This window comes from Thauera phenolivorans (assembly GCF_001696715.1).
GTDB lineage: Bacteria > Pseudomonadota > Gammaproteobacteria > Burkholderiales > Rhodocyclaceae > Thauera > Thauera phenolivorans.
The window spans coordinates 537,469-559,611 of sequence record NZ_MBFM01000002.1; the positions used below are offsets into that span (position 1 = coordinate 537,469).

Consider the following 22,143-nt stretch of genomic DNA (forward strand, 5'->3'; position numbering starts at 1 on the left):
GTCGTCCTTGAAGCCGCCTTCGCGGGGGCGGCGCGTCACTTCGCCCCGCCGGCGGGCTTGCGCCTGCGGCCGGAGGGCGAGGTCGCGGCCCGTTTGCCACCTTCCCCGCCTTCGCCGGGCGCAACCTTGGCGCGGTTCGCCGCAGCGGCGGTCTTCGCGGCAGGTGCCTTCTTGCTGGCGCCAGCGGTCGCGGGCGCGGCTACGCCTGACCTTGCCGCCTTGGTTGCTGCTTTCGTCGCCGCCTCCGCCGTCCCCGCATCGGCCGCATCGGCGGGCTTGGGCGCCCCACGTGGCCGCACCACCCCGCCGCCGCCCTCCCCTTCGCCCGCCCGCGGCCGCACCGGCTGCAGGCGCAACACGCTGTTGGCGAGCGGGACGAGCTCGGCGCGGGTCGCGGTCGCGGCACTCGTATCGGCGCCGCGCCAGTCGCCGCCGTCGGCGATCTCGCGCAGCGCAGGCGTGCTCGGCACCGCATCGGCGCGGGCGCGTTCGAGCCGCACCAGGCCGTCGCCCACGCCGGGCGCCGACAGATCGGCGGCGACGCGCAGCACCGTGGCCTGGTCGATGGTCTCGGCGCGCGACAGCTCGGAGAGTGCCGCCGCGGTCAGGGTGGGCGAATCGGCGATGCGCGGGCTGGCGAGCAGGCTGGCGGCCTCGCTCGCGGCCAGCGGCGTAGCGCGTTCGAACACCCGGTTCAGGGTGCCGTCCAGCCCGATCGTGCCGAGACGCTCGATCACATCGACGCGCAGGGTCTCGCGGCCGGCGACGCGCACCGCCGCGCCCGCGAGTTCATCGCGGTAGGCGAGATTGCGCCGGCGCACGAACCACAGGTCGGGCATCGCCGCCAGCCGCGCCCACTCGGCGGTCGAGGGATCGGCGGGCGCCAGCGCCGGCGGCACCCGCGGCAGGCGCAGCTTCTGCAGGATCTCGAGCGGCCGCCGGGTCGCCACCAGGTTGATCGCCGCCGGCCGCAGCGGCTGGATGTGCGTGCTCAGGCGGGAACTCACCGCGCGCCACTGGTTGCGCGGCACCGGGGCGAGGATCAGCACCGAGGTCGCCTCCAGCGTTTCGCTGTCGGCCTCGAGATCGATCGGCGGCAGGCTCAGCGCCTCCTCCACCAGGGCCGGCAATTCGTCCTCCGGGATGATCGAGAAGTCGACCGCCATCTCGGGCGGAAAGTAGCGCTGGGTGAAATCGGCGCTGTCGATCAGCCCCGGCGGCAGCGGGCCGGCCGGCGGCAGTACCGCGAAATGCGCGTGCGCGGCGAAGGGCTGGCCGCCGTTGTCGCGCAGCAGATCGGCCAGGTGGAGCTGGTGCTGAAGCAGGTGGGCGAGCCGCAGCGCACGCGGCACATGGCCGAGACCGGGGAGATCGGCGCGATCGGCGCCCAGCTCGCGCCGCACCATCGGTGCGTCCACCCAGACCACCAGGTTGTTCTGCAGCGCGACCATCGCCAGCGGCAGCACGTTGGACGACAGCGCGCGCCCGCCGCCGGCGGCGAAGATCGTCGCTGCCGCGTGCCCGCGTCGCGCCGCCGGCGCATCGGCCGCGCCGTCGTCGTCCCAGGGCACGAGCACCACCGCGGTCGCCTCGATGATGTCGCCGTCCTCGACCGTGCGTGGGCCGGTGATCGAGGTCGGATAGGCACCGACCGGCCCGCCGGTGAACTCCACCGGCCGCAGCGCGAGCACGAACAGCCCGGTGCGGCTGCGCAGCGGTGGATGCGGGATGCGCCCGAGGCCGAAGCGCGCCGACAGCTGCTCGGCGCGCGGCACGTCGGACAGGCGCAGCTCGATCTCGCGCGGCAGCAGCACCAGCTCGCCCGCGGGCGTCACGCCATGGCCGGCGCCCACCCGCAGGCGGTCGCCGGCGCTGCCCGGCTCGACCTCGAGCCCGGCCGCCACCCCGCTGCCCGCGGCCTGGCCGAGGTCGGCCTCGCGCGTCAGGATGTATTGCTGGTCGCGGATGAGGTCGCGCGCGGCGAGGAAGCGGCCGTCGAAGTAGCGCGGCCGTTCGCGGCGGGGATCCTCGATCAGCGCGCCGACGCTGCGCAGCGCGGCGACCTCGGCGGCCGGCAGGCTCACGCGGGCGGGTCCCTTGGTGAAGTTCATGGCTGTTTCTCCCCGGCGCCCCGAGGCGCCGCGTTTGCGTTCAGTCCCGAGCCCTTCAGTCCCGGGCTCTTCAGTCCACTCCGAGGCCGAGGGCGCCGGCCATGATGCCGAGGTGGGGCAGGAAGCGCCGCCCGCCGTTGTCCACGATGACCGCGCCGCTGCGCGCCGGCGGGTCGCCCGCCCCAACCGCGATGAAGACGCGTGCGAGGAAGACCGCGGTGGGATCGAGCCCCGGCGGGTGTCCGGGCGGCGGCGCGACTTCGCCGTCGATCCCGAGCGTGGCGGCGAGGTCGGGCCAGCCGTCGAGCACCGCGTCCTGCAGCGCGTCGCGGCGTTCGCCGCCACTCAGCGCCGAGAGGTCGCGGTCGCGCAGCGGCAGGCCGTCGAAGCCGTCGTCGAGGCCGTCGCCGCGCGGCACGAAATGCACCTCCCAGGCGTCGCGCAGGCGCGCGGTCTCCACCGCGTCGAGGGCGTCGAAGGGGCCGCTGGCGAAGGCCGGGGTGAGCGCCTGGCGACAGGTGACGAAGCGCACGAAGACGTCGACGATCACCGCGCGCGCCGGCAGCGGCTCGGCGCCGGCGGCGATCTGCTCGGTCAGCCGCGCGCTCGCGAAGCGGGCCGGATCGCCGAGCGCGGCGCGGCGCAGGTCGTCGCCACCGTCACGCGCGAGTTCGCCGTCGAACCAGCGCTGCAGCCGCAGGCACACCGGGCGCGGCAGCTCGACGAGGCGGCCGAGGCGATCGACCGCGAGCCCGGGAGCGACGCGGATCTCCTCGACCTGCCCCTCGGCCGCCGGCCGATGACCGACGCGCAGCCCGGCCAGCGTGCCGCCGCCGAAGAGCCCGGTGGCACCCGGCGCTTCGCCCGCGCCGGCAGGCAGGCGGCGGCCGCCGGCGCCGCTCGCGAAAGCGAGCGCGCGCGCCAGCCGGTTGCGGTGGTAGGCCTGCTCGGCGGCGAAGTCGCCGGCGTCGAGCAGCATGCCGGTCGCGTAGTGCGGGCGGGTCGCGTCGGACAGGCGGTACAGCGGGTCGTCCGCGGGCGGGCGGGCTGGTCCGTTCATGATTCGCTCCTGGGTTTGGCGCGCGGCTTGCGGCCGCGACGCGCCGGCGGCGTCCCGGCAGCGGCAGCCGGCGCCGGCTGCCCCGCCGCGCCGCGCCGGATCACGGTGGTGGTGCCGATCACGGTCGGGCTCACCGTGGGGCGGACCACCGGCTCGAGCACGGTCGGCCTCACCACCGGCTCGAGCGGCCCGACGACCAACCGCTGCACCGATACCGCGACCACGTCCGCGGGGCTGCGCCGGCCGTCGTCGGTGAGCACCTGGAGCTGGAAGCGGTGCACGCCCAGCGGCAGGCCGGCGTCAACCTCGATCACCGGCTTGGTGGTGGTGACCGGGCGTCCCCGAACGAAGGTGACCATGGCGATAGCCTCGCGCTCAGCCCTGGCCGAGATAGGTCCAGAGGTAGGTGGTGATGCGGCCGCCGCCGGCGTCGAAGGAGCGTTCCCCGTTCAGCGTGAAGCTCTGTCCGAGGCCGGCGGTGCGCGGCGCGCTCAGCACCGCGGTCGGGTTCTCCTGGTCGGCGACGATGACGACGACGTCGTCCGGGACCGAGGTGTTGCCCGAGTCGTCGACCACCACCAGGCGGAAGGTGTGGCGGCCCAGCGGCAGCGGGGCGTTCGGGCTGATCGTGACCTCGACCGTCGGCGTCTCGGTCTTCACTTCCTGGTTGATGATGAATTCGGCCATTTCGGTGCTCCTTGCTGGGTGACTTATTGACGGCGCCTCAGTCGATCCGGCGCCAGCGGTACTGCGCGATGCGTCGGCCCTCGGCCGCGGACGAGCGTGAGCCGTCGAGACCGAAGCTGCGTGCGTGCGGCGTGCTGAAATCCGGCCCGGCATCGGCGACCGGTCGCGCCGCCAGCGGCGCCCCGGGCATCTCGGCCACCGCCCCCGACAGACGCGGGTCGAGGCTGCCAACGCCGAGCACCAGGTCGCCATTGCCGAGGCTGGAAACATTCGCCCGCGCCGGCCGGGGCGCGCGCCCCGGACCGAGGTAGGTGTCGACCCCGACCAGGCTGGCGACGCCCACCAGCAGCGGCCAGCTCGCCGTCGCGACCTCCACCTCGACGTGGGCAGGCGCTTCGAGCTCGACGATGCGGCGGATGAGGCCGAGGTCCTGCGCGTCGACCGTCTGATGCACCAGCACCAGGGCGCGATAGGCGAGCCGGTCGTAGAAGGCGATCACCGCCTCGCGCTCGGCCGCGCTCGCGACCTCGTCGCGGAACAGCGCGAGCAGCTCGAGGCGCTCGGCCTCGCCGAGCATCAGGGTGTCGCCGACGACCGAGTTGCCGCTGATCACCAGGCCGGGCAGCAGCGGATCGTCCTCCCTCTCGAGCTCGACCCCGAGCAGGGTCGCCATCAGGCGACGCAGCCGGAATCCCTCGAGCACCACGATCTCGCCGCCGCGCACGCCGCCGTCGGTGGCGAGGTCGAGCGCCAGGCGCAGGCCATGGCGGGTGCCGTGGAAGCGGGCGAGCGCCGCCGCATGGGCGAGCCAGTCGCGCCGCCGCGCGGCCGGCAGCGCACCGTCGAAGGCGATCCCGACCCAGCCGCCGAGCCACTCGAGCGCCGGCGCCGGCGCGACCGCCGGGTCGCTCAGCAGGTGGGCGGCGGCGACGCGGTCCTCGAGCACGGTGAGCCAGCCTTCGACCGTCGCCAGTTGGCGCTCGAGGAAGTCGGCCGGCGTCGCCACCGCGGGCTCGGCTGCGCTGCCCGCCTCGGCGGCAGCCCCGAACTCGGTCTCGTGATACAGCCGCGGCAGGTAGTGGTCGCGCCAGGAAAAGCGCCCGCCATACACCCGCAGCGCGGCGAGCTCGGGCGAGTCGCGGCCGTCGCCTCGCAGCACCACCCGCATCCACAGATAGCGTCCGACCAGCCGCCGCACGCGGCGGCCATGGCGCTGCACCAGCACGGTCCACAGGCCGGCGCGGCCCGGCTGCGGCGCACCCCAGGCGCCCATGCCCGGATGGCCGGGCAGCTCGGAGGGCAGGCGCTCCCAAGCCGCGTGCGGCAGCGCGCCGGCGGGCCCCTCGCCGCTTGCCACCTCGCCGCCCGGCACCGTCTCGGCCTCGAGCGCGCCCGAATCGCCGAACAGGTGGGGGTGCCAGGCTTCGGCGTCGTCCGCCGCGGGCGGCGCCGGTTCGGCGGTGGCCGCCAGCCAGGCGACGAAGCCGCAGCCGGCCGGCAGCCGCGCCTCGGCATGCAGGCGGTGCCACACCGTCTGCTGCTCGCCGCTGTCGATCAGGTGCATGCCCGGCGTCCCGGCGCCGCCGAAGTTCGCCGCCTCGCCGCGCCGCGCCAGGTTGGCGAGCGAGAGCCGGTGCAGCGGCTCGACCCGCCGGCCCGCCACCGGATAGCGCGGGGGGCCCTCGAGCCGGTGGGCGAAGGGCGCCTCCTCCGCATCGCTCGCGAGCGGACAGATGTCGCCCGCTGCGCGCAGCACGATCGCCGCGTCGGCGTCGGCGTCGAGCGCGAGGCGCGGCGCGAACACCGGCGCGTCTCGCCGACCGGGCACGCGCAGCGCGACGCGTTCGCCGGCGAGCCAGTCCACCGCATACGCGAACCGCACGCTCTCGAGCGTCTGGCGCGGCCCGAGCCGGCCACGCTCGGCATCGAACAGGCGCAGGCCGCTCTCGCCGTCGCCCGTCCACGACAGCAGAACGACGCGGCCTTCGCCATCCACCGCGAGCGCCTGCGGCCGTTCGCCGGCCGGCCAGCTCACCCCCTCGCAGGACAGCGACCGGGGTGGCACCGGGTTCTCGGGTGCGGGCCGGAAGGTGTCGTGGGTGTAGTCGGCCGCCGGCCGCGCCGGCTGCATGCAGCCGGCCAGACGCGCCAGCGCGCCGCGCGCGCGCGCGAGCAACCAGACGCCGCCGCGCGGGTCGGGCGCCACCCGCCAGGGCTCGAACTCCGGCGTCGGGAGCAGCTCGTCCGCCCAGCGGCCGCGCAGGTCGTGCAGCAGCATGCGCCCGGCCAGCGCCACGTAGAGCACGTCGTCGTGGCCGACGGCGAAGTCCGTCGGCCGCTCGGCCAAGGCCAGCGTGAGCGCGCTGTCCGGCAGGTGGCTGCGGGCGACGATCGCCGCGGCCGCCGCGTCCCACCAGGCGATCGCGCCTTCGCGATCGAGCGCGTACGGCAGGCGCTCGAGCGCCGAGGCGGCGATGCCCGCGGCATCGGCCGGCGGCGCACCGAGCGTGCGTTCGCTCGCCAGGCGCAGCGCGCGGCAGCCGCTGCGCCACTCGACATGGCTGCGCCGCGGCCAGTGACGGTCGTCGGCGAGGAGCCAGAAGCGCAGACCGTTGGCGTCCATCAGCACACCTCGGGGACCACCGGCACCGCCACCGCGGTGTCGCTGGCGAAGGGGTTCGGTGCCGCGGACAGGTCGGCCGGCACGCCCAGCGTGCCGCCGGCGGCGTCGACGGCCACCACGCTCAGCAGCTCGGGCAGCTGCCAGGCGGCGAGCGCCAGCGTCTGCGTACCGTCGACCGTGGCGCGGCTCAGCAGCGCCCACTGGTCGCGTGCGTCCACCGTCGTGCGCCCGAACAGGTTCAGGCCCGCCACCTCCGCGACGCCCGCCACCCGCGACACCTCGACCTCGAGCTCGCGCTCGCGCACGTCGCGATCGAGCGGCCAGCCGCTGCCCGTCTGCCCGCCCGGCGGCAAGGGCCAGAGCAGCCGGCGTAGCGCCTCGCGGACCTCGTACAGCACCGCCTCGCGGGCGAAGCCGTCGCGAATCTCCACCGCCACCGCGACGCCGAGCGGCACGTACTCGCAGCCGATCACGTAGAGCTCGGTCGCCAGCGGCGTGCGCGCCGACAGCCAGGCGTGCACACGCTCGATGAATGGCCGGTCGGGCCGCGGGTTGGGCGCGTCGGGAGTGCTTCCCGGCCTCGCCGGCGCGCGCGCGGGCAGCACCATCACGCTGACCACGCCGGGCACGCCGGGCCGGCGCTCACGCGGCTTGAAGCGCGGCAGCACCTCGACGCGGCCGACGTCGGTGCCGGGGGTCTCGGCGGCGAGGCGGCGATAGTCCTCGGCGGTCACCGCGCGCTCGCGATGCCGCAGGCGGGCGGGAATGCGCTGCTCGGCGCGCGCCAGGGTCTCGGCGTCCTCGCCGCCCTCGGTCGGCAACGGCTGCCACACCTTGATCGCCGGCATCGGACGCGCCGGGCCGACCAGGGTCGCGGCCGACACCTCGGTGAGGCTGGACGGCGGCAGATTGCCCGCGCGTCCGCCGCCGAAGCGTCCGCTCGCCAGCCGGATCCGCATCTCGCGCTCGGGGATGCGACCGCGCACGCCATCGCCGAAGCGCACCGTGCCCGCCTCGGCATCGAGCTCGAAGGCCGGCGCCTCGCGCGCGACCACCGCATCGGCCGAGATCGCGGCGAGGTCGTCGACCCGCGTCCATGGCCGGTAGCCCTGCCCCGGCGCCTCGACCTCCAGGATCAGGCTCGCCGGGTCGACCGAGCCGGCCGGGAGCTGAAACACCTGGTCGGCGGCACCGGTCGAGGCGCCGAGCACCCGCCCGGCGAGGGTGAGCCGCTGGTCTACCTCGACCGCGTTCACGCCGACCCAGGACAGGCGCAGGCTCTCCACCCCGCTGCCCGGCACCGGCCGCAGCCGCAGCCAGCCGACGATGCGCGCCGCGCGCGCGAGGTCGTCGATCCGGGGCGGATTGTCGCCGACCCCCGCGCGCGGGTTGTCGCCGACGTCGTTGCTCGGCGTGAAGATCAGGCTCTCGTCGGGCATCGGCAGGCGCAGCACGCCCGGCCGGGTGAGCCCGGCGGTGGTGTCGCCGGCCTCGCCCGGCAGCGGCTCCACCGTCAGGTAGTCGGCGTCGATGCGGTTCGCGGCCGCGCTCACCACCTCCCACATCACCGCCACCCGCGCACGCGGGCCGATCTCCTCGAACAGCGCGGGTGCCGCGATCGCGGGCACCACCCCAACCGACAGCAGCGCGGCCGCGCCGCTGTCGCCGCCGCCGAGGGCGGTGCGTGCGGCGAGGTTCACCGCGGCCTGCGCTTCCGGGCGCGGTGCGGCGGGCGCGAGCAGCGCGAGCCAGAGCGCGCGGTCGGTGCTGTCGGCGAACACATCCACGCCCTCGCCCACCGCCTGGCCGCCTTCGAACAGCGGCGTGCTCAGGTAGCCGGCGACCTCCTCGGCGATGCGGTGCACCCGCTGCAGGCCGGTGAGCACCTCGGCCAGGCGCAGGCGGTCGGCATCGGGCAGCGGGCGCTTGTAGTAGGCCTCGGCGGTGATCGGCAGCACCGTGGTCTCGGTCAGCGTCTCGAAGGGCACCGGTGCCTTGATGCGCGCGCCCGCCGCCAGCGTGAGGCCGGCGAGCTCGGTGGGCTGGGCGAAGGCGAGGCTGACGATGCCGCGCGCGGCCTGTGCCGGGCGCAAGCCCTGGCCGAGCAGCTTGAGGAAGACCAGGCGCTGGCGCTCGGGGATCAGGTTGGCGCGGTAGAGCAGGGCGTCGCCGAGCCAGGCGAACAGCTCGAGCAGGGTGCGGCCGGGGTCGCCGAGGCGCGGGTTGGTCCATTCCGGGGTATGGGCCGGGATGCGGGCGAGCAGATCCTCGAGCAGGTCGTCGAAGCTGCGGTCGTCGAGACGGGGGGGCAGGATGGGCATGCTAGCCGTCCTCCAGTCGAACGGTCACGGCGAGCGCCGCCGGCGCACCGGTGCGCGCCAGCCGGTAGGCGATCTCCACCCTGAGCTCGGCCGGCGCGCCCGCCACCTCGAGGACCTCGACGCGGTCGAGGACGATGCGCCGCTCCCAGCGCTCGAGCGACTCCATTACCCAGTCGCGGATCTGGCGGCGGGTGCCGAGCGTGTTCGGCTCGTGCAGCAGGCGGTCGAGGCCGGCGCCGAAGCCGGGGCGCATCAGCTGCTCGCCCGGCCGGGTGCTGAGGATGACGCGGATCTGCTGGCGCACGCTCGCCTCCAGCCCGGGCCAGTCGAGCCGGCCGTCGGCGTCGGGCACGGCGAACAGCGGCCAGCCGATGAGCGGCCGGGGGAGTCCGTTGCGCGGGTTGTCGAGGCTCATTCCTCACCTCCCCCCTTCTTCGGGAAGGGGATGCAGACCTTGATGAACATCATCCAGCGGAAGAAGAGGTCGAACAGCGAGAGGAAGATGTTCAGCACGATGAAGGCACAGATCGTGATGATCGGGATGTTGAAACTGCAGATCCAGCCCAGCTTCATGCCGCTGGCGGCGGGCTTCTTGCCGTCGAGCAGGTCCTGCGGATCGCCCGTGAGGAGGTCGTGCAGCGAGGGCGGCACGGTGAAGGCGACGTTGGGCCTGAGCTTCTTCAGCACCGCCTTGTCGGTCGGGTCCGGCAGCGCCACCTGCACCGGCGGCGCGCCGCCGCCCTCGTACCAGGGCGCGATGACGAAAGCCGGGCTGTAGTCGCTCCACACCGTGCGTGCCGGGCAGCGTCCGTCCGGCTTCAGGCGCACGAAGGCGCGCAGCACGTAACGCGCCTCGGGATCGTCGTAGCGCCCGGCGGTGCCCGCCACCGCCTCGAAGCGGTTCATCAGCGTCACCGACAGCGCGCTGGCGAGCGCGGCGACGGTCTCCGCATCGAGCGCGGGCCAGCCGATCGGCATCGGCGGCGGGGTCGCCACCGCCTCGCCGTCGAGCAGGACGCGGCTCGCGGTGGCGAGGAAGGCGCCCGCTGGCACGGTGAGGCCGGAGGGCAGGCCGTCGTCGCCGCGCAGCGGCAGGCCGATGCGGTCGAGCACCGCGCGCAGCGCCGCGCTGTCGGCATGCTCGCCGAAGGCGTCGAACTCGATCGCGAGCTGGCGCAGCAGCAGCAACAGGCGCTTCATGCGCGCGTGGTCGCCGTCGCCCGCCGAGGCCGGCCGCGCGATCGCCGCGAGCGCCGGGGTCAGCGCCTGGCCGGCGCGCGGGAAGCTGTCGGCCAGGCCGCGCAGCGGGCCGGCGAGATGGGCGAGGAAGTCCGCCGACTGCGGGCCGAAGCCGGTGCTGTCGAAGGCGGGCGCGCCGCCTTCGGCGCGCTCGCTGCTGGTGGTCGGCACGAGGCCATAGAAGAAGGTGTGCCCGGCCTTGCGGCACACTTCCGGCGGCGCGACGAACATCGGCACCACCTGCTCGCTGAGCAGCGCGTCCTGCGCCTCGCCGAGCAGCGCGAGAATTTCGCGGTCGAGCACCGGCTGGCCGGTGGTGGGGCGCGCGAGTCGGCGCACCGCCTCGGGATCGTCGCGGCGACCGGTGCCGCCAGCGGCGCCATCGCTGTCCACCCGCGCCCAGCCGCGCAGCTGCTCGCCGGCGCGCATCCAGCCCTGCTTCACCTCCCGCCCCTTCGCGTCGCGCCGCAGGCGCCGGATGACCAACCCTGCGCCATCGACTTTCGCCGGGTCGAGCCGCGGGTTGCTGGGCTCGAGGCAATGGGCTTCGATCAGCGCGAGATGGAACTGGCGCTGAATCGGCTGGAACAGTTTCAGCACGCGGCGGCGCTCGGCGACGCGGCGCGTGTTTTCCGCGAGCGCGGCGAGCTCGGCGACCGACTCCGCAGCGGGTCCCTCGGCACTGCCAGCTCCTCGTGCCGCCTTCTCCTGCGCGCCCTGCTTGGCGCCGAAGCCGAGCAGGCGCCCGAGCAGCGAGCGACCGTCCTTGCGCGCCCCCTCGCGGGTGTCGGTGCCGGTCGCGACGCTCGCCTCCTGTGCCAGATCCTCGCGCAGCGCTGCGCGGCCCTGCTCGTCGCCCAGCGCGGCGAGCACCGCCTCGACGAAGTCCTCGTCGCTGCGCTGCAGGATGGCGGGCGCGTGGTCGTTCGCGAGGCCGCGCGGCGCGCGCAGCACGATGTCGTGATGGCTCACCATACGTTCCCCGCTCCGGGCGTGTAGCTGGTGCCGACCACCGAGGTCGCGATCAGCACCTCGCACTTGACGACCCCCGAGAACTTGGCCATCGCCGCATCGACGGTGACCATGCCGGCGCTGACCTTGACGTTGGCCGCCTCCACCTTCACCTGCGCCGCGGCGGTCACCGTGATGCCGGCCGCCTCCATCACCAGGCTGTTGCCGTTGCTGTCCTCGATGCGGACCTTGCCCGGACCGTCGGACAGAGTGAGCTTCTGGCCCGCGGGCGTCTCGAGCACGAGCTTCTCCTGGCCCTGCTCGTCGTCGAGCGTGACCACGACGCCGTTCTTCGAGCGGATCCGCTTGAGTCGGTTGCTGCCGCCCGCCAGCGAGGCGGGTGCGGCGTTGGCGCCGTTCCACAGCCCGCCCACCACCAGCGGATGGCGCGCATCGCCCTGCACGAAGACGACCAGCACCTCGTCGCCGACATCGGGCATGAAGAAGGCGCCGCGCTCCGCCCCGGCGAAGGGGCAGACCACGCGCGCCCACAGCGGTGCATCCTGGCCTCCGGCCTCGTCGAAGGCGTACAGCCGCACCTGCACGCGGTCGCGGCCCTCGGGGTCGTCGATATCGACCACGCGCGCGAGATAGGCCGCCTGCATCCAGCCCGCGCTGCGTTCGAAGTGGGGCGCGCGATCCATCACCGACCTCCCAGCCAGGCGCATTCGCCGATGAATTCGGTGCGGTAACCCGCATGGACGTCGTAGCGGTGCCTCGCCTCGACCACGTAGTAGGTGTTGTCGAAGCGGACCGACATGCCGCTGACCGCGACGTTCGTGCCGACCCGCAGCCGGGGGTTGCCCTCGGCGACCGCGTCGAGGCGCACGAACCGGCGCGCCCGACGGTCGAAGGCGGCCTCGGCGATCGCCTGCGCCTCGGCGTCGGTGCTCACCGCGAGGTGGCCAAGGTGCTCCGCGCGCTCGTCCAGCGCGCGCCGCAGCCAGTCGGCGCCGCTGGTACCGCTGCCCGGGCCGGCGTGGGTGAGGCGGCTGGCTTCGCCGCTCACCGCGCTGCCGCCGACCGGGTCCCAGCCCCCGGTGGTGACCGCGGTGACCTGCTGGGCGAGATCGGCCACCACCCGCGCGCGCGCGAGCTGGCCGTGCAGCTCGAGGCTGAGATCGCCGCGGCGCACCTCGGCACGCGGCGCCACCTGCAGCTCGTCGCCGACCACCTGCAGGTCGCCGTCGAAGCGGCCGACCAGGCGGCGCAGGAAGGCGAGATCGCTCTCGTTGAGCTGGGCCCAGGTGCCTACCGGCGCATCGAGGCCTTGTACCGTGGGCCGCAGGCCGAGTTCGTTCGCCACCTCGCGCACCACCTCGTCGGGCGCCATGTCGGTGTAGACCTTGCTGCGCCGGGCCAGGCGCGCGCGCGCCAGCGGATCCTCCGCCATCACCGTCAGCTCGGGCGGGCTGCCCTGGCCGAACTCGGCCTCGAGCGCGCTCACCACGCCGCGAAAGATCTCGCGGGGCTGGGTCTCCTCGCCCGCATACACCGCGATCGCGGTGCCGAGCGCGAGCCGCGAGCCGTCCTCGAAGCCGCTCTCGGCGCCGTCCGGGGTGCTCGCCCAGTTGGAGAAGCGCAGTTCGGCGCTGCTCATGCCGCCCTCGGCCTCGGTGACGCACATCGCGATGAGCAGCTCCGATGCGCGCTCGTCGGCCTGCCCCGCGAGGCGCAGGGTCGGGCGTGCGCGATAGACCGCCTGCTCACTGACCGAGATTTCGGGCATTGTCGCTGCTCCTCCCGTATCGATTCCGCTGCGGCCGTCAATCGGCCACCACCCTTTGCGCGCGCTCCTCGCGCACGCGCTGCTCGCGTGCGATGCGCTCCATCAGTTCGCTCTCGCGCGCGCCGTCGGCACCGCCACGCGACGCCGGCTCGGCCGGCGCGTCGCGCTCCGGCGCGATCTCGGCCTGCATCTCTTCGATCGTGATCGGCATGTCCTTCCTCCCTCGCCGGCAGTCCGCTCAGCGGATGCCGATGACGAAATCGGCCTCGGCCCCGACATCCACCTTTAGGCCGCTGCCGCCCTCCCCGACCAGGCGCCCGCCGGCCGCGACCGCGCCGCGGGTGGAGCTCGACACCCCCGCGTGCAGCAGCGGGCCGGTCGACAGCGCGTGGTTCGACATCGTCGTCTCGCTGCGCAGCCCGGAAAACCCCGCACTGGCGCTCGCCCCGACGGCGAAGCCGCCCGCGCCCGCGCTCCCGAGCGACACCCCGCCCCCGGTCGACAGCCCGGCACCGGCGCCGCCGCCGAGCGACAACTCCGCCCCGCCGCCTGCGCCCACGCCGAATCCGGCTCCGCCTCCCACCCCGAGGCCCGCGCTCACGCCGAGTCCCGCGCCGCCGCCGGCCGCAAAGGCCGCCGCGGGCAGCAGGCTCACGCCGCCACTCGCACTCACACTCGCACTCACACTCGCGCCCGCACCCAGCCCGGCGCCGGCCGACGCGCCGATGCCTGCCGCGAAGCCAGCCCCCATCGAGGCGCCGGCCGAGAAACCCGCGTTCGCCGAAGCGCCCACCGCGAGCCCGCCACCGCCACCGAAGCGCAGGCTGGCGGCGCCGTTCGCCGCCGCGATCGCGCGCGCCGCGCGCGGCGCGCCGAGCGCGTTGGCCAGGCCCTGGGCACCGCCCACCGGCCCGCCGTCGTCCGGCACCACCACCGGCTCGGGCGCGAGGTCGCCGTCGACGCTCGCCCGGCTGCCGCTGGCGCCGGTCTCGAAGACCTTGTCCTGGTTGGCCAAAGTGAGGTTGATCGAGGCGCGCAGCGGCAGCCCGCCGGGGGCGAAGAAGTCGATCGTCTCCTTGTACTGCTCGACCAGGCCGGTGAAGGAATAGGCCCCCCAGGAGAACTTCACCGTGGGCGGCACGAACTTGCTGCTGCCCTCGGCGATCGGCTGCAGCATCTGCGCCATCTGGCTGGTGACGCTGCGCACGTCGGTGCCGGTGTCGGTGGTGTCGAACACCAGCTCCATCGTCAGCTTGGCCGAGGTCTGGCTGACGTACTGCTTCTTCCTGGCGCCCCGCCCCTCCTCCCGCAGCGTGTTGCTGACCTGGTACTGCAGGCTGGCCGGGTTGAAATGCACATCGACCTTCAGCGGCGGGCCGGTCAGGGTCTGGAAGCTGGCGGGGGTGTCGGCGCGGTCTTCGGGCAGTTCGGGCATTTCAGCCTCCGCTCACCGGTAGCAGCACGAGGCCCTCGTGCGCCAGGTGCAGTTCCTCGATGCCGATCTCGTTGCCTCTGGCGTTGAGATCGGCCGCCTTGAACTTCACCGGCAGCGCGCGGCGCAAGGCCCAGCGCACCACCGCCTCGTCGCGCGCGTTGCGCAACTCGATCTCGACCATCAGCCGGTAGGCGTAGGCGCCGCCGCCGACCATGCTGAACCAGTTCCACAGGTCGCGCGTCCGGGTCATGCCGCGCTTGAGCACCACGGTGGCGAAGCTCACCGGGCCGGCGCGCTGCACGGCGCCATAGTTCGCGCCGCCGACCTTGATCACCTTCGGCTCCATCGTCGCCTCCAGCCCGGTGCACTCGGAGAACGCGCCCTGGCAGATCGGCAGCTCCGCGCCGCTCGCGGCCGCATGCCCGAGCGCCTGCCTGCGAAAACTGACGTGGAAGCGGAACACGGGCAACGGTGCGTAGTCCAGCCGCTCGCGCTGTTGGGGGCTGATCGGTTCGGCCATCACGCCACCTCCCGAACGGGCAGCGCCGCACCGCCGCCGCTGAGCTCCAGCACCACGGTGATCCGCTCCACCGCGGCGACCGGCAGCAGCGCGATCTCGGCGCGCACCCGACCGCCGTCGAGATCGTTCTGGCTCATCGTGCTGCGGTCGCAGCGCACCACGAAGGCCTGCTCCGCGCTCGCGCCGCCGAGCGCCCCTTCGCGCCAGAAGGCGAGCAGGGTCTGCTCCAGGCTGCGCCGCACCTCGGTCCACAGCGCCGGACCGTTGGCCTCGAAGAGCGCCGCCTCGCCGGCCCGGCGGGCGGCGCGCAGCACCGCGCCGAGCAGCCGCGAGACGCCGCCCGCGCGCCAGGGCTCGAGCGCGGTGGCGCTGACGTCCGAGCGCAGCGCCCAGCCGTCGACCGCCGGCGCCACCACGCACACCCGCGCGGCGAGGCGCTCGGACGGCGTCTCGGCGACGCCGCTCCAGCTCAGTACCGGCTCGCTGCCGTGCACCGCCGCCAGCGGCGTGCCCGCCACCGAGCGGAAGGTGCCGCGCGCCAGCGCGTTGCGCGCGAGCAGGCCCGCGAGCAGGCCGTCGGGCGGCTCGAGCAGCGACGGCAGGTCGGCGCCATGTCGCGTCCTCAGCCAGGGCCAGGCGAACTGCACGAAGGCCGACTCGGGCCGGCCGCGGCCGCGCTCGTCTTTCTCGTCGTCGATGCCCGCGGCGAGGATGCCGGCGCGCGCGAGCCAGGCGGCGAAGTCGGCCTGCGCCCATACCGTGCCCGCCACCGCGGTGCTGCGCAGGTCGGCGCGCGGCAGCGGCAAGGCGGCGACGAGTTCCATCTCACGGTGGTGGCGCGCAATGCGCCCGCGTACGGTGGCAATCGCGTCACGCCAGGCGAGGAAGCCCGCCTCGTCGCAGCGGGGCGGCGCCAGACTGCGCAGGCCGACGTCCTCGCGCACCGGCATCTCGCGCCCCTCGCTGCATTCCACGAAGACCTCCGGTGAGTCCGGCGGCTCGAGCGCCACCGCCACCGTCGCGACATCGGCGGCGCAGGCGTCGGCGAGGTCGGGCAGCGCCACCAGCGCCACCTCGGGCAGGCCGAAGAGCTGGCCCAGCCCGCGCCAGCTCGCCGGCTCGACCGGGCTCGAAGCGGGGCCGAGCAGCTCGGCGAGCCGGCCGTCGCGCGCCGCCGCGCGTCCGCCCGCCGGCTCGAGCACCGGCCAGGGATCGCCGGTGCGCACGATCAGCGCGCGCCGTCCGCCGTGGGCGAAGAAGCTGCGCACCGCGGCACCGAGATAGGTGGTGCAGCGGCGCGTACCCGCCACCTCCAGCGGCCGCGCCTCCCAGGCGAACAGGGCGTCGAAGGCGGCCCAGCTCTCCACCGCCACCGGCAGGTGCAGCAAGGCCTCGATCTCGGCCGCATCGGCTCGCCACGGCCCGGGCCTCCAGCCGCGCGCGAGCCCCGGGTCGCGCACGACCCAGCCCTGCGCCGCCAGCCCTTCGATCACGGTCGGCGGCAGGGCACCGGGCCGGCGGGCGACGTGGCCGATGAAGCAGGCGACATCGACCCGGTTCGGATCCGGGCGCAGCAGCGGTGCGGCAGTCTCGAAGCGCAGGCCGTTCATGGCAAACTCGTGGCGAACTCGTGCGGTGCGTGTTATCCCGGCGTGCGGGGCTCAGGCCTGGATCTCGAAGCCTTCGGCCGACAGCACGATCTCTTCCATCGCGACGTCGGTGCCGCCCTTCGCGGCGAGCGTCGGGCCGGTGTACTTCATCGGGATGCAGCCGCGCAGCACCCAGGTGCGGACCGGCTTGCGCGCCTCGTCCATCATCGTGATCGCCACCGTCTTCTGCGCGGCGGGGCCGTCGGTGCGCGACTGCTGGATCCAGGCCCACAGGCTGTCGAAGTTCACGATGCCGCGCTTGCAGGTGACGTCGGCGACCTTGTGGATGCCGGCGACCTTGCGCACGTGGTTTTCCTTGTCGTTGCCCGCGCGGTACTCGGCCACGGTGAGCTCGGTGCCGATGCCCGAGACGTCGGAGAAGCCGCCGAACTCCTCGCCGCCGTCGAAGTTGACGACGAAGTTGAAGGCGCCGTAGGGCGTGGTGCGTTCAGCCATGGTTCAGTCCCCCTCGCTCAGGCACTCGCATCGGCGGTCTTCTGGCCGATGCGGAAGATGACGAATTCGGCCGGCTTGATCACCGCCACGCCGATCAGGCACACCAGCCGACCGTTGTCGAGGTCGTTCTGGGTCATGGTGCTGCGGTCGCAGCGCACGAAATAGGCTTCCTCGGTCTTGGTGCCGAGCAGCGCGCCGTTGCGCCACTCGTTGTAGAGGAAGTCCGAGATCGTCTGCCGCACGTTCGCCCACAGGCGCTCGCCGTTGGGCTCGAACACCGCCCACTGCGTGCCGCGGTCGATCGAGGACTCGAGGTAGTTGAAGTAGCGCCGCACGTTGACGTACTTCCACTCCGGATCGGACGAGGCCAGCCTCGCCCCCCACACCCGGAAGCCGCGTCCCGACAGGTAGCGCAGGCAGTTCACCCCGATCGGGTTGAGCATCTCCTGCTGGGCGAAGTTGATGTCGAGCTCGAAGCGCAGCGCGCCGCGCACCACCTCGTTGGCGGGCGCCTTCCACACCCCGCGCTCGACGTCGTTGCGCGCGTAGATGCCGCAGACGAAGCCCGAGGGCGGCAGCGCGAGCTCGCGCGGGATGTCCTCGCGCCCGGGGCGCGCGAGCGGGTTGGGCACCACCACCCAGGGGTAGTACACCGCGGCGTAGCGCGAGTCGATCAGCCCGCGCAGGGTGCGCGCCTGGCCGGGGATCTGCGCCGGCGGCAGGTCGAGCACCGCGATGCGGTAGGCGCGGCGCGCCTCGGCGTGCGAGATCAGCAGGTTATTCACCGCCTGCGCCTCGGCATAGGCGGAGGCGCCCGGCGCGGCGACGATGGAGACGTCCTCCAGGCTGGCGAGCTCGCCGAGCGCCAGCGCATAGGCGCTCGCGGTGGGTGCGGCGCCGTCGCTGCCGCCGGCGAGCGCGAAGCCGCGCTCGAGCTGGCCGGCGGCGTTGGGCGCCGCGCCGGCGAACAGCGCGTTGCGCAGTTCGAGCGCGCTGACGTTGGCGCCGATCGCGATCGCGAACAGGTTCTGCAGGTGGTCGGCGCGCCGCGCCGGCGCGGCCGACATCACATGGCCGACCCAGGCCGGATGGCTGCGGTCGAAGCCCATGCCCTCGAAGCTCAGGCTGTCGCCGTCGGCATCGACCGCCACCACCAGCAGCGTCACGATGCGCGGGCTGAGCCCGGCCAGGGTGGTCGCCGACTCGGCATCATCGGTCGGGTTCGCCGCCGGATGCCAGCCCTCGCCGACCTTGAGGTGATACGCGCTCGTTTCGCCGCTGCCGGTGACCAGCAGGCTGCCGGCGGGGGCGTTGTGCATCGCCGGCAGCGCCGCCGGCGCCACCACCTCGCGCACCACCACCTGGCCGTTGCCGATCGTGCCGGGAAAGCGCGCGCGAAAGCCCACCGCCTCGTCCGCCGCCGTGCCCTCGGCGGTCACCGCGCCGCTGGCCGCCGTCGCATCCGCCCCGACCGCGCGCGACACGTAGAGCCGCGAGCCGCCCTCATTGAAGAAGGCGCGCACCGCGTGGGCGAGATAGTTAGTGCGCGGCGCGTTCGCGCTCAGCGCGAGATCGCCGATGCCGCCATAGATGCGCTCGAAGTCGCCGAAGCTGGTGAGCAGCTCGGGCACCTCCTGCGCGTCCTCGCCGGTCCGGTAGGGTCCCTTGCGGGTCGGACCGACGAAGGCAGTGGTACTCGTGCCCACGCCTTCGATCGACTTGGCGCGGAAGCTGGTTTCCTCGACATAGACGCCGGGTGCGAGGTACTCGGGCATGGTGGGTCTCCTTCGGGCGACGAGCTCAGGACAGGTCGAGGCCCAGGTTGAGGTGGAGGGCGCCGCGTGCGGCGAGGTTCACGTCGGCCGTGGCGCCCGGCAGGCTCGCGCGGCGGCGTTCGAGATCGTCGGGATCGACCCGCGGCAGGCGCGCCGGCGCACGGCCGGCGGCCACTGCGGCGCGCGCGGTGCGGCGGCCGCGCGCCGGGTCGAAGATCGCCTCGACGGTGGCGGCGACCGTGCTGACCACCACCGCGTCCTCGTCTTCCGACCAGGTGGTGACCGGCACGCCTGCCACCGGCACCAGCGCCTCGCCCCGCCAGTCGCTGAGGCCGCGGGCGAGCACCGCGCCGCCGGCGAGCACCCGTAACAGCACGCCGCCGAGTGCAGCGCCGTCGGCGGCATCGGCCACGCTCAGGCGCAGCGCGCACCAGTTGGTGCCGAGCTCGGCGGCTGGCGAGGGATAGAGCGGCAGATCGATCGGCGAGAACAGCGAATCGCCGGCAGCGGCGCCCGGGTCGGGGTCGCGCGGCAGGGCGACGCGCACCAGCCGCGGCAGCCAGCGGCCGGAGGGATCATCGAACGCGATCTCGAGGCTGCGGCTGCCCGGCGCCGGCGCGGCCGGCGGCTGCTCGAAGCTCCCGGCGTGGGCAGCGAGTTGCGCCCATTCACGGATCACGTAGAGCCCGCTTCGGTTGCGCACGAAGCGAGCGCCCTCCCCGGCGAGCTGCAGCGCCGGGCAGTCACGCCCGAGCGGCATCCCGGTGACGCCGTCGACCGGTCGCAGCGCGCCCAGCACGCGCCATTCCACCCGCTCGAGTTCGTGCAGCGCCGCGGCCTTCATCTCGCCTCCTCGCCGAAGGCGAAGCGTCCGGCCACCACCGGTCGCGCGCTGCCGCCGGCGTCGTCCGGGTCGATCCGCACCAGGCGCGCCACCCAGGACACCGACAGCCGGTAGGACGGCGTGAGCGCATCCCAGATCCGCATCATGTCCTCGGTGGAGAGTTCGGAAGGCACGATCTGGATCACCTCGTCGGCCGCCCAGCCGGCCTCGGGCGAAAGCGATGAGGCGTCGAGCACCGGGTACTGGTGGAGCTGGCGCAGCGCCCAGGTCAGTGCCACCTGCTCGTCCTGCGGGGTCATGCCCCAGGCCGTCATCAGATAGTGGAGGTCGAGCCCGAGCCCGCCCGCGCCTTCGGTGGGCACGCCCGGACGGCCGCGCTGGCGTCCGTGCTCGTTGATCGCGATGCGGTAGAGAAACAGGGTCACGCGGTTGCCCTCCTCCGGCTCGCCGGCGAGCTGCCCCGCGCTGGCGAGCGCGAACTCGCAGGCCGGCATCGCGCGCCCCGCCAGCGCCTGCGGATAGGTGTTGCGCAGGAAGGTCGCTATCGAACTGCCGACCGAATGCACCCCGAACACGTTCGCCATCGTCGCCTGCCGTCGAGCTCCCTCAATGCATGTCCCGTCGGCGCGGCCCACGGACGTAGATCAGTCGCCCGTCCGGCATGCGCCGCGCCACCACCGTGCCGCGCTCGGCGAGGATCGCGAGCGCGTTGCGCACCTCGTCCGCCCTCGCCTCGATCCCGGCGCCGGCCAGCCACCAGCTCGCGATGCCTTCGGCGCTGTCGGCGGCGTCCGGGTGGCGGGCGAAGTAAGCCTCGATCGCCTCGACCACCCTCGAGAGCTTGGCATCGGACATCGGGCCGACTCCGGGTTGTGTCGGCAATGGATACGCAAGAGGCGGGCCAGGCGTCGCGGGAGGCGCGCGACCCAGCGCTGGCGCGGGTTTCGGAGGCGGGCCGCGGATCTGGAGGCAATCGCGCCGGGTCGTTTCAGACCCACGGCGCGCTGGGCGCCCACTGCCCACTTCGGGCACAAGCGCCGTCCCGGGTCGCGACCGGTGCCTGGGTCGGTCCGGACCGCAGCGGGTCATCCATGACCCGGGTCGGGGAGACTCATGCCGCAGCGGAGCGCGCGGCGACCCCGCCGGGGGCTGATCGAGTCGAGATTACGCGCCCGACAATGCGCGCACGTCCGCGAGCAGCGCATCCACGCTGTCGGGCAGCGTGTCCCAGCCGCACATGAAACGTGCGCCGCCGGCGCCGATGAACGTATAGAAGCGCCATCCGCGCGCGCGCAGGCCGTCGAGCAAGGCCGGCGGCAGCTCGCAGAAGACCCCGTTGGCCTCGACCGGGAACATCAGCTTCGCCCCCGGCACCTGCATCAGCCCGGCGGCCAGACGCCGGCGTAGTTGTCGCTGGCGAAATGTTGCATGCCTGGCATGGCAGTCAGGCACGCTCCAGTTTCAGCGGCTCGCCGGTCGCGGCCGCACTCGCGGCGGCGGTGAACACCAGATCGGTGGAGGAGTTGAGCGCCGTCTCGGCAGAATCCTGCACCACGCTGATGACGAAGCCGATCGCCACCACCTGCATCGCCACGTCGGCGTCGATGCCGAACAGCGCGGTGGCCATCGGGATCAGCAGCAGCGAGCCGCCGGCCACCCCCGAGACGCCGCAGGCGGCCAGCGAGGACACGACGCACAGCAGCAGCGCGGTGGGGATGTCGACCGGGATGCCCAGGGTGTGGGCAGCGGCCAGGGTCATCACCGAGATCGTGATCGCCGCGCCGGCCATGTTGATCGTGGCGCCGAGCGGGATCGAAATCGCGTAGGTGTCCTCGTGCAGGCCCATGCGGCGGCACATCTCGAGGTTGATCGGGATGTTGGCGGCCGAGCTGCGGGTGAAGAAGGCGGTGACCGCGCTGCCGCGCAGGGCGGCGAACACCAACGGATAGGGGTTGGTGCGCAGCTTCCAGAACACGAACAGCGGGTTGATCACGAGCGCGACGACCAGCATGCAGCCGACGATCACCAGCAGCAGGCGGCCGTAGCCGAGCAGCGCGTCGAAGCCGGTCTCGCCCAGCGTTGCGGCGACCAGGCCGAAGATGCCGAGCGGCGCGAAACGGATCACTACATGCACGATCTTCGAGATCGCGTCGGCGAGCTCGTTGAGCCCCCTGCGCATGCCGTCGCTGGCGTGGCGCAGCGCGACGCCCAGGCCGATCGCCCATGCCAGGATGCCGATGAAGTTGGCGTCCGTGAGCGCCTTCACCGGGTTCGAGACCGCGCTCAGCAGCAGGTTCTTGAGCACCAGCAGGATGCCGCCCGGTGGGTTGCCGGTGGCCGCCGGGGCATCGAGCACCAGCGTGGTCGGAAAGGCGAAGCTCACCAGGACCGCCAGCAGCGCCGCCGCGAGCGTGCCGAGCAGGTAAAGGATCAGCACCGGGCGGATGTGGGTGGGCTGGCCGTGCTTGTGATTGGCGATCGCGGCCGCCACCAGCACGAACACCAGGATGGGCGCGACCGCCTTCAGCGCCGCGATGAAGAGATCGCCGAGCAGGGCGACCGATCGGGTGGCGCCGGGCGCGATCAGGGCGAAGGCGACGCCCAGGGCCAGACCGATGGCGATCTGGGAGATGAGGCTCAGGCGCATCACGCGCTGCAGGGCCGTCGGAGTTGCGGTGGTCAT

21 protein-coding genes are annotated in these 22,143 nt (G+C 73.9%); all 21 read right to left on the reverse strand.

The features are described from left to right. Nucleotides 1-35: 35 nt before the first annotated feature. Entirely contained in the window at nt 36-2,111 is a 2,076-nt protein-coding gene (locus BB334_RS05980; protein ID WP_068805635.1) for a hypothetical protein, read from the reverse strand. Nucleotides 2,112-2,181: 70 nt separating this feature from the next. Beyond that, on the reverse strand, nt 2,182-3,171 hold the full coding sequence (locus tag BB334_RS05985; RefSeq protein WP_068805638.1) for a hypothetical protein: 990 nt from the start codon (nt 3,169-3,171) through the stop codon (nt 2,182-2,184). Then, complete coding sequence (locus BB334_RS05990; protein WP_068805641.1) at nt 3,168-3,530, reverse strand: hypothetical protein; 363 nt, start codon at nt 3,528-3,530, stop codon at nt 3,168-3,170. Before BB334_RS05990 ends, BB334_RS05985 begins: the two co-directional genes overlap by 4 nt. A gap of 16 nt (nt 3,531-3,546) precedes the next feature. Further along, nucleotides 3,547-3,858, reverse strand: a complete 312-nt coding sequence (locus BB334_RS05995) for a hypothetical protein (protein ID WP_068805644.1) — start codon at nt 3,856-3,858, stop codon at nt 3,547-3,549. Nucleotides 3,859-3,895: 37 nt separating this feature from the next. Beyond that, nucleotides 3,896-6,481 carry a phage tail protein gene (locus BB334_RS06000; protein WP_068805647.1) on the reverse strand — a complete coding sequence of 862 codons (2,586 nt, stop codon included), beginning with the start codon at nt 6,479-6,481 and terminating at the stop codon, nt 3,896-3,898. Then, nucleotides 6,481-8,802 (reverse strand): baseplate J/gp47 family protein, encoded by a 2,322-nt coding sequence (locus tag BB334_RS06005; protein WP_068805650.1) that lies wholly within the window; start codon nt 8,800-8,802, stop codon nt 6,481-6,483. The genes BB334_RS06000 and BB334_RS06005 overlap by 1 nt, the downstream gene beginning before the upstream one ends. Nucleotide 8,803: 1 nt before the next feature. Then, nucleotides 8,804-9,217 (reverse strand): GPW/gp25 family protein, encoded by a 414-nt coding sequence (locus BB334_RS06010; protein WP_068805653.1) that lies wholly within the window; start codon nt 9,215-9,217, stop codon nt 8,804-8,806. Further along, a complete protein-coding gene (locus BB334_RS06015; protein WP_068805656.1) occupies nt 9,214-11,016 on the reverse strand; it encodes a hypothetical protein in 1,803 nt (600 codons plus the stop codon). The genes BB334_RS06010 and BB334_RS06015 overlap by 4 nt, the downstream gene beginning before the upstream one ends. Further along, complete coding sequence (locus tag BB334_RS06020; RefSeq protein WP_068805660.1) at nt 11,010-11,696, reverse strand: phage baseplate assembly protein V; 687 nt, start codon at nt 11,694-11,696, stop codon at nt 11,010-11,012. Before BB334_RS06020 ends, BB334_RS06015 begins: the two co-directional genes overlap by 7 nt. Continuing rightward, nucleotides 11,696-12,781, reverse strand: a complete 1,086-nt coding sequence (locus BB334_RS06025) for a phage late control D family protein (protein WP_068805662.1) — start codon at nt 12,779-12,781, stop codon at nt 11,696-11,698. Before BB334_RS06025 ends, BB334_RS06020 begins: the two co-directional genes overlap by 1 nt. A 37-nt stretch (nt 12,782-12,818) precedes the next feature. Beyond that, nucleotides 12,819-12,992, reverse strand: coding sequence for a hypothetical protein (locus tag BB334_RS18120; RefSeq protein ID WP_158014364.1), 174 nt, complete (start codon nt 12,990-12,992; stop codon nt 12,819-12,821). Between the two features lie 27 nt (nt 12,993-13,019). After that, a complete protein-coding gene (locus BB334_RS18775; RefSeq protein WP_068805665.1) occupies nt 13,020-14,216 on the reverse strand; it encodes a CIS tube protein in 1,197 nt (398 codons plus the stop codon). A 1-nt stretch (nt 14,217) separates the two neighbouring features. Beyond that, nucleotides 14,218-14,736: a phage tail protein gene (locus BB334_RS06035; protein WP_083200304.1), complete on the reverse strand. Its 519-nt coding sequence runs from the start codon at nt 14,734-14,736 to the stop codon at nt 14,218-14,220. Beyond that, nucleotides 14,736-16,346: a hypothetical protein gene (locus BB334_RS06040; RefSeq protein WP_068805668.1), complete on the reverse strand. Its 1,611-nt coding sequence runs from the start codon at nt 16,344-16,346 to the stop codon at nt 14,736-14,738. Before BB334_RS06040 ends, BB334_RS06035 begins: the two co-directional genes overlap by 1 nt. A 51-nt stretch (nt 16,347-16,397) precedes the next feature. Beyond that, nucleotides 16,398-16,841, reverse strand: a complete 444-nt coding sequence (locus tag BB334_RS06045) for a phage tail protein (protein WP_068805669.1) — start codon at nt 16,839-16,841, stop codon at nt 16,398-16,400. A 17-nt stretch (nt 16,842-16,858) separates the two neighbouring features. Further along, nucleotides 16,859-18,616, reverse strand: a complete 1,758-nt coding sequence (locus tag BB334_RS06050; RefSeq protein WP_068805672.1) for a phage tail sheath subtilisin-like domain-containing protein — start codon at nt 18,614-18,616, stop codon at nt 16,859-16,861. Between the two features lie 25 nt (nt 18,617-18,641). Then, nucleotides 18,642-19,460, reverse strand: coding sequence for a hypothetical protein (locus tag BB334_RS06055; RefSeq protein WP_068805675.1), 819 nt, complete (start codon nt 19,458-19,460; stop codon nt 18,642-18,644). Further along, nucleotides 19,457-20,044 (reverse strand): DUF4255 domain-containing protein, encoded by a 588-nt coding sequence (locus BB334_RS06060; RefSeq protein ID WP_068805678.1) that lies wholly within the window; start codon nt 20,042-20,044, stop codon nt 19,457-19,459. Before BB334_RS06060 ends, BB334_RS06055 begins: the two co-directional genes overlap by 4 nt. 22 nt (nt 20,045-20,066) lie before the next feature. Further along, on the reverse strand, nt 20,067-20,315 hold the full coding sequence (locus tag BB334_RS06065) for a hypothetical protein (RefSeq protein ID WP_068805680.1): 249 nt from the start codon (nt 20,313-20,315) through the stop codon (nt 20,067-20,069). 309 nt (nt 20,316-20,624) lie between these two features. Further along, nucleotides 20,625-20,912 carry a hypothetical protein gene (locus BB334_RS06070; RefSeq protein WP_232756661.1) on the reverse strand — a complete coding sequence of 96 codons (288 nt, stop codon included), beginning with the start codon at nt 20,910-20,912 and terminating at the stop codon, nt 20,625-20,627. Then, nucleotides 20,905-22,143 carry a serine/threonine transporter SstT gene (gene sstT, locus BB334_RS06075; RefSeq protein WP_068805687.1) on the reverse strand — a complete coding sequence of 413 codons (1,239 nt, stop codon included), beginning with the start codon at nt 22,141-22,143 and terminating at the stop codon, nt 20,905-20,907. Before sstT ends, BB334_RS06070 begins: the two co-directional genes overlap by 8 nt.

Excerpts from the sequence above, each read along its gene's own strand:
- BB334_RS05985 (WP_068805638.1), bottom strand. The coding sequence starts at position 3,171 with ATGAACGGACCAGCCCGCCCGCCCGCGGACGACCCGCTGTACCGCCTG.
- BB334_RS05980 (WP_068805635.1), bottom strand. The coding sequence starts at position 2,111 with ATGAACTTCACCAAGGGACCCGCCCGCGTGAGCCTGCCGGCCGCCGAG.
- BB334_RS18775 (WP_068805665.1), bottom strand. The coding sequence starts at position 14,216 with ATGCCCGAACTGCCCGAAGACCGCGCCGACACCCCCGCCAGCTTCCAG.
- BB334_RS06005 (WP_068805650.1), bottom strand. The coding sequence starts at position 8,802 with ATGCCCATCCTGCCCCCCCGTCTCGACGACCGCAGCTTCGACGACCTG.
- BB334_RS06025 (WP_068805662.1), bottom strand. The coding sequence starts at position 12,781 with ATGCCCGAAATCTCGGTCAGTGAGCAGGCGGTCTATCGCGCACGCCCG.
- BB334_RS06020 (WP_068805660.1), bottom strand. The coding sequence starts at position 11,696 with ATGGATCGCGCGCCCCACTTCGAACGCAGCGCGGGCTGGATGCAGGCG.
- BB334_RS06045 (WP_068805669.1), bottom strand. The coding sequence starts at position 16,841 with ATGGCTGAACGCACCACGCCCTACGGCGCCTTCAACTTCGTCGTCAAC.
- BB334_RS05995 (WP_068805644.1), bottom strand. The coding sequence starts at position 3,858 with ATGGCCGAATTCATCATCAACCAGGAAGTGAAGACCGAGACGCCGACG.
- sstT (WP_068805687.1), bottom strand. The coding sequence starts at position 22,143 with ATGACCACCGCAACTCCGACGGCCCTGCAGCGCGTGATGCGCCTGAGC.
- BB334_RS06035 (WP_083200304.1), bottom strand. The coding sequence starts at position 14,736 with ATGGCCGAACCGATCAGCCCCCAACAGCGCGAGCGGCTGGACTACGCA.
- BB334_RS06040 (WP_068805668.1), bottom strand. The coding sequence starts at position 16,346 with ATGAACGGCCTGCGCTTCGAGACTGCCGCACCGCTGCTGCGCCCGGAT.
- BB334_RS06050 (WP_068805672.1), bottom strand. The coding sequence starts at position 18,616 with ATGCCCGAGTACCTCGCACCCGGCGTCTATGTCGAGGAAACCAGCTTC.
- BB334_RS06010 (WP_068805653.1), bottom strand. The coding sequence starts at position 9,217 with ATGAGCCTCGACAACCCGCGCAACGGACTCCCCCGGCCGCTCATCGGC.
- BB334_RS05990 (WP_068805641.1), bottom strand. The coding sequence starts at position 3,530 with ATGGTCACCTTCGTTCGGGGACGCCCGGTCACCACCACCAAGCCGGTG.
- BB334_RS06000 (WP_068805647.1), bottom strand. The coding sequence starts at position 6,481 with ATGGACGCCAACGGTCTGCGCTTCTGGCTCCTCGCCGACGACCGTCAC.
- BB334_RS06055 (WP_068805675.1), bottom strand. The coding sequence starts at position 19,460 with ATGAAGGCCGCGGCGCTGCACGAACTCGAGCGGGTGGAATGGCGCGTG.
- BB334_RS06015 (WP_068805656.1), bottom strand. The coding sequence starts at position 11,016 with ATGGTGAGCCATCACGACATCGTGCTGCGCGCGCCGCGCGGCCTCGCG.
- BB334_RS06060 (WP_068805678.1), bottom strand. The coding sequence starts at position 20,044 with ATGGCGAACGTGTTCGGGGTGCATTCGGTCGGCAGTTCGATAGCGACC.
- BB334_RS06065 (WP_068805680.1), bottom strand. The coding sequence starts at position 20,315 with ATGTCCGATGCCAAGCTCTCGAGGGTGGTCGAGGCGATCGAGGCTTAC.
- BB334_RS18120 (WP_158014364.1), bottom strand. The coding sequence starts at position 12,992 with ATGCCGATCACGATCGAAGAGATGCAGGCCGAGATCGCGCCGGAGCGC.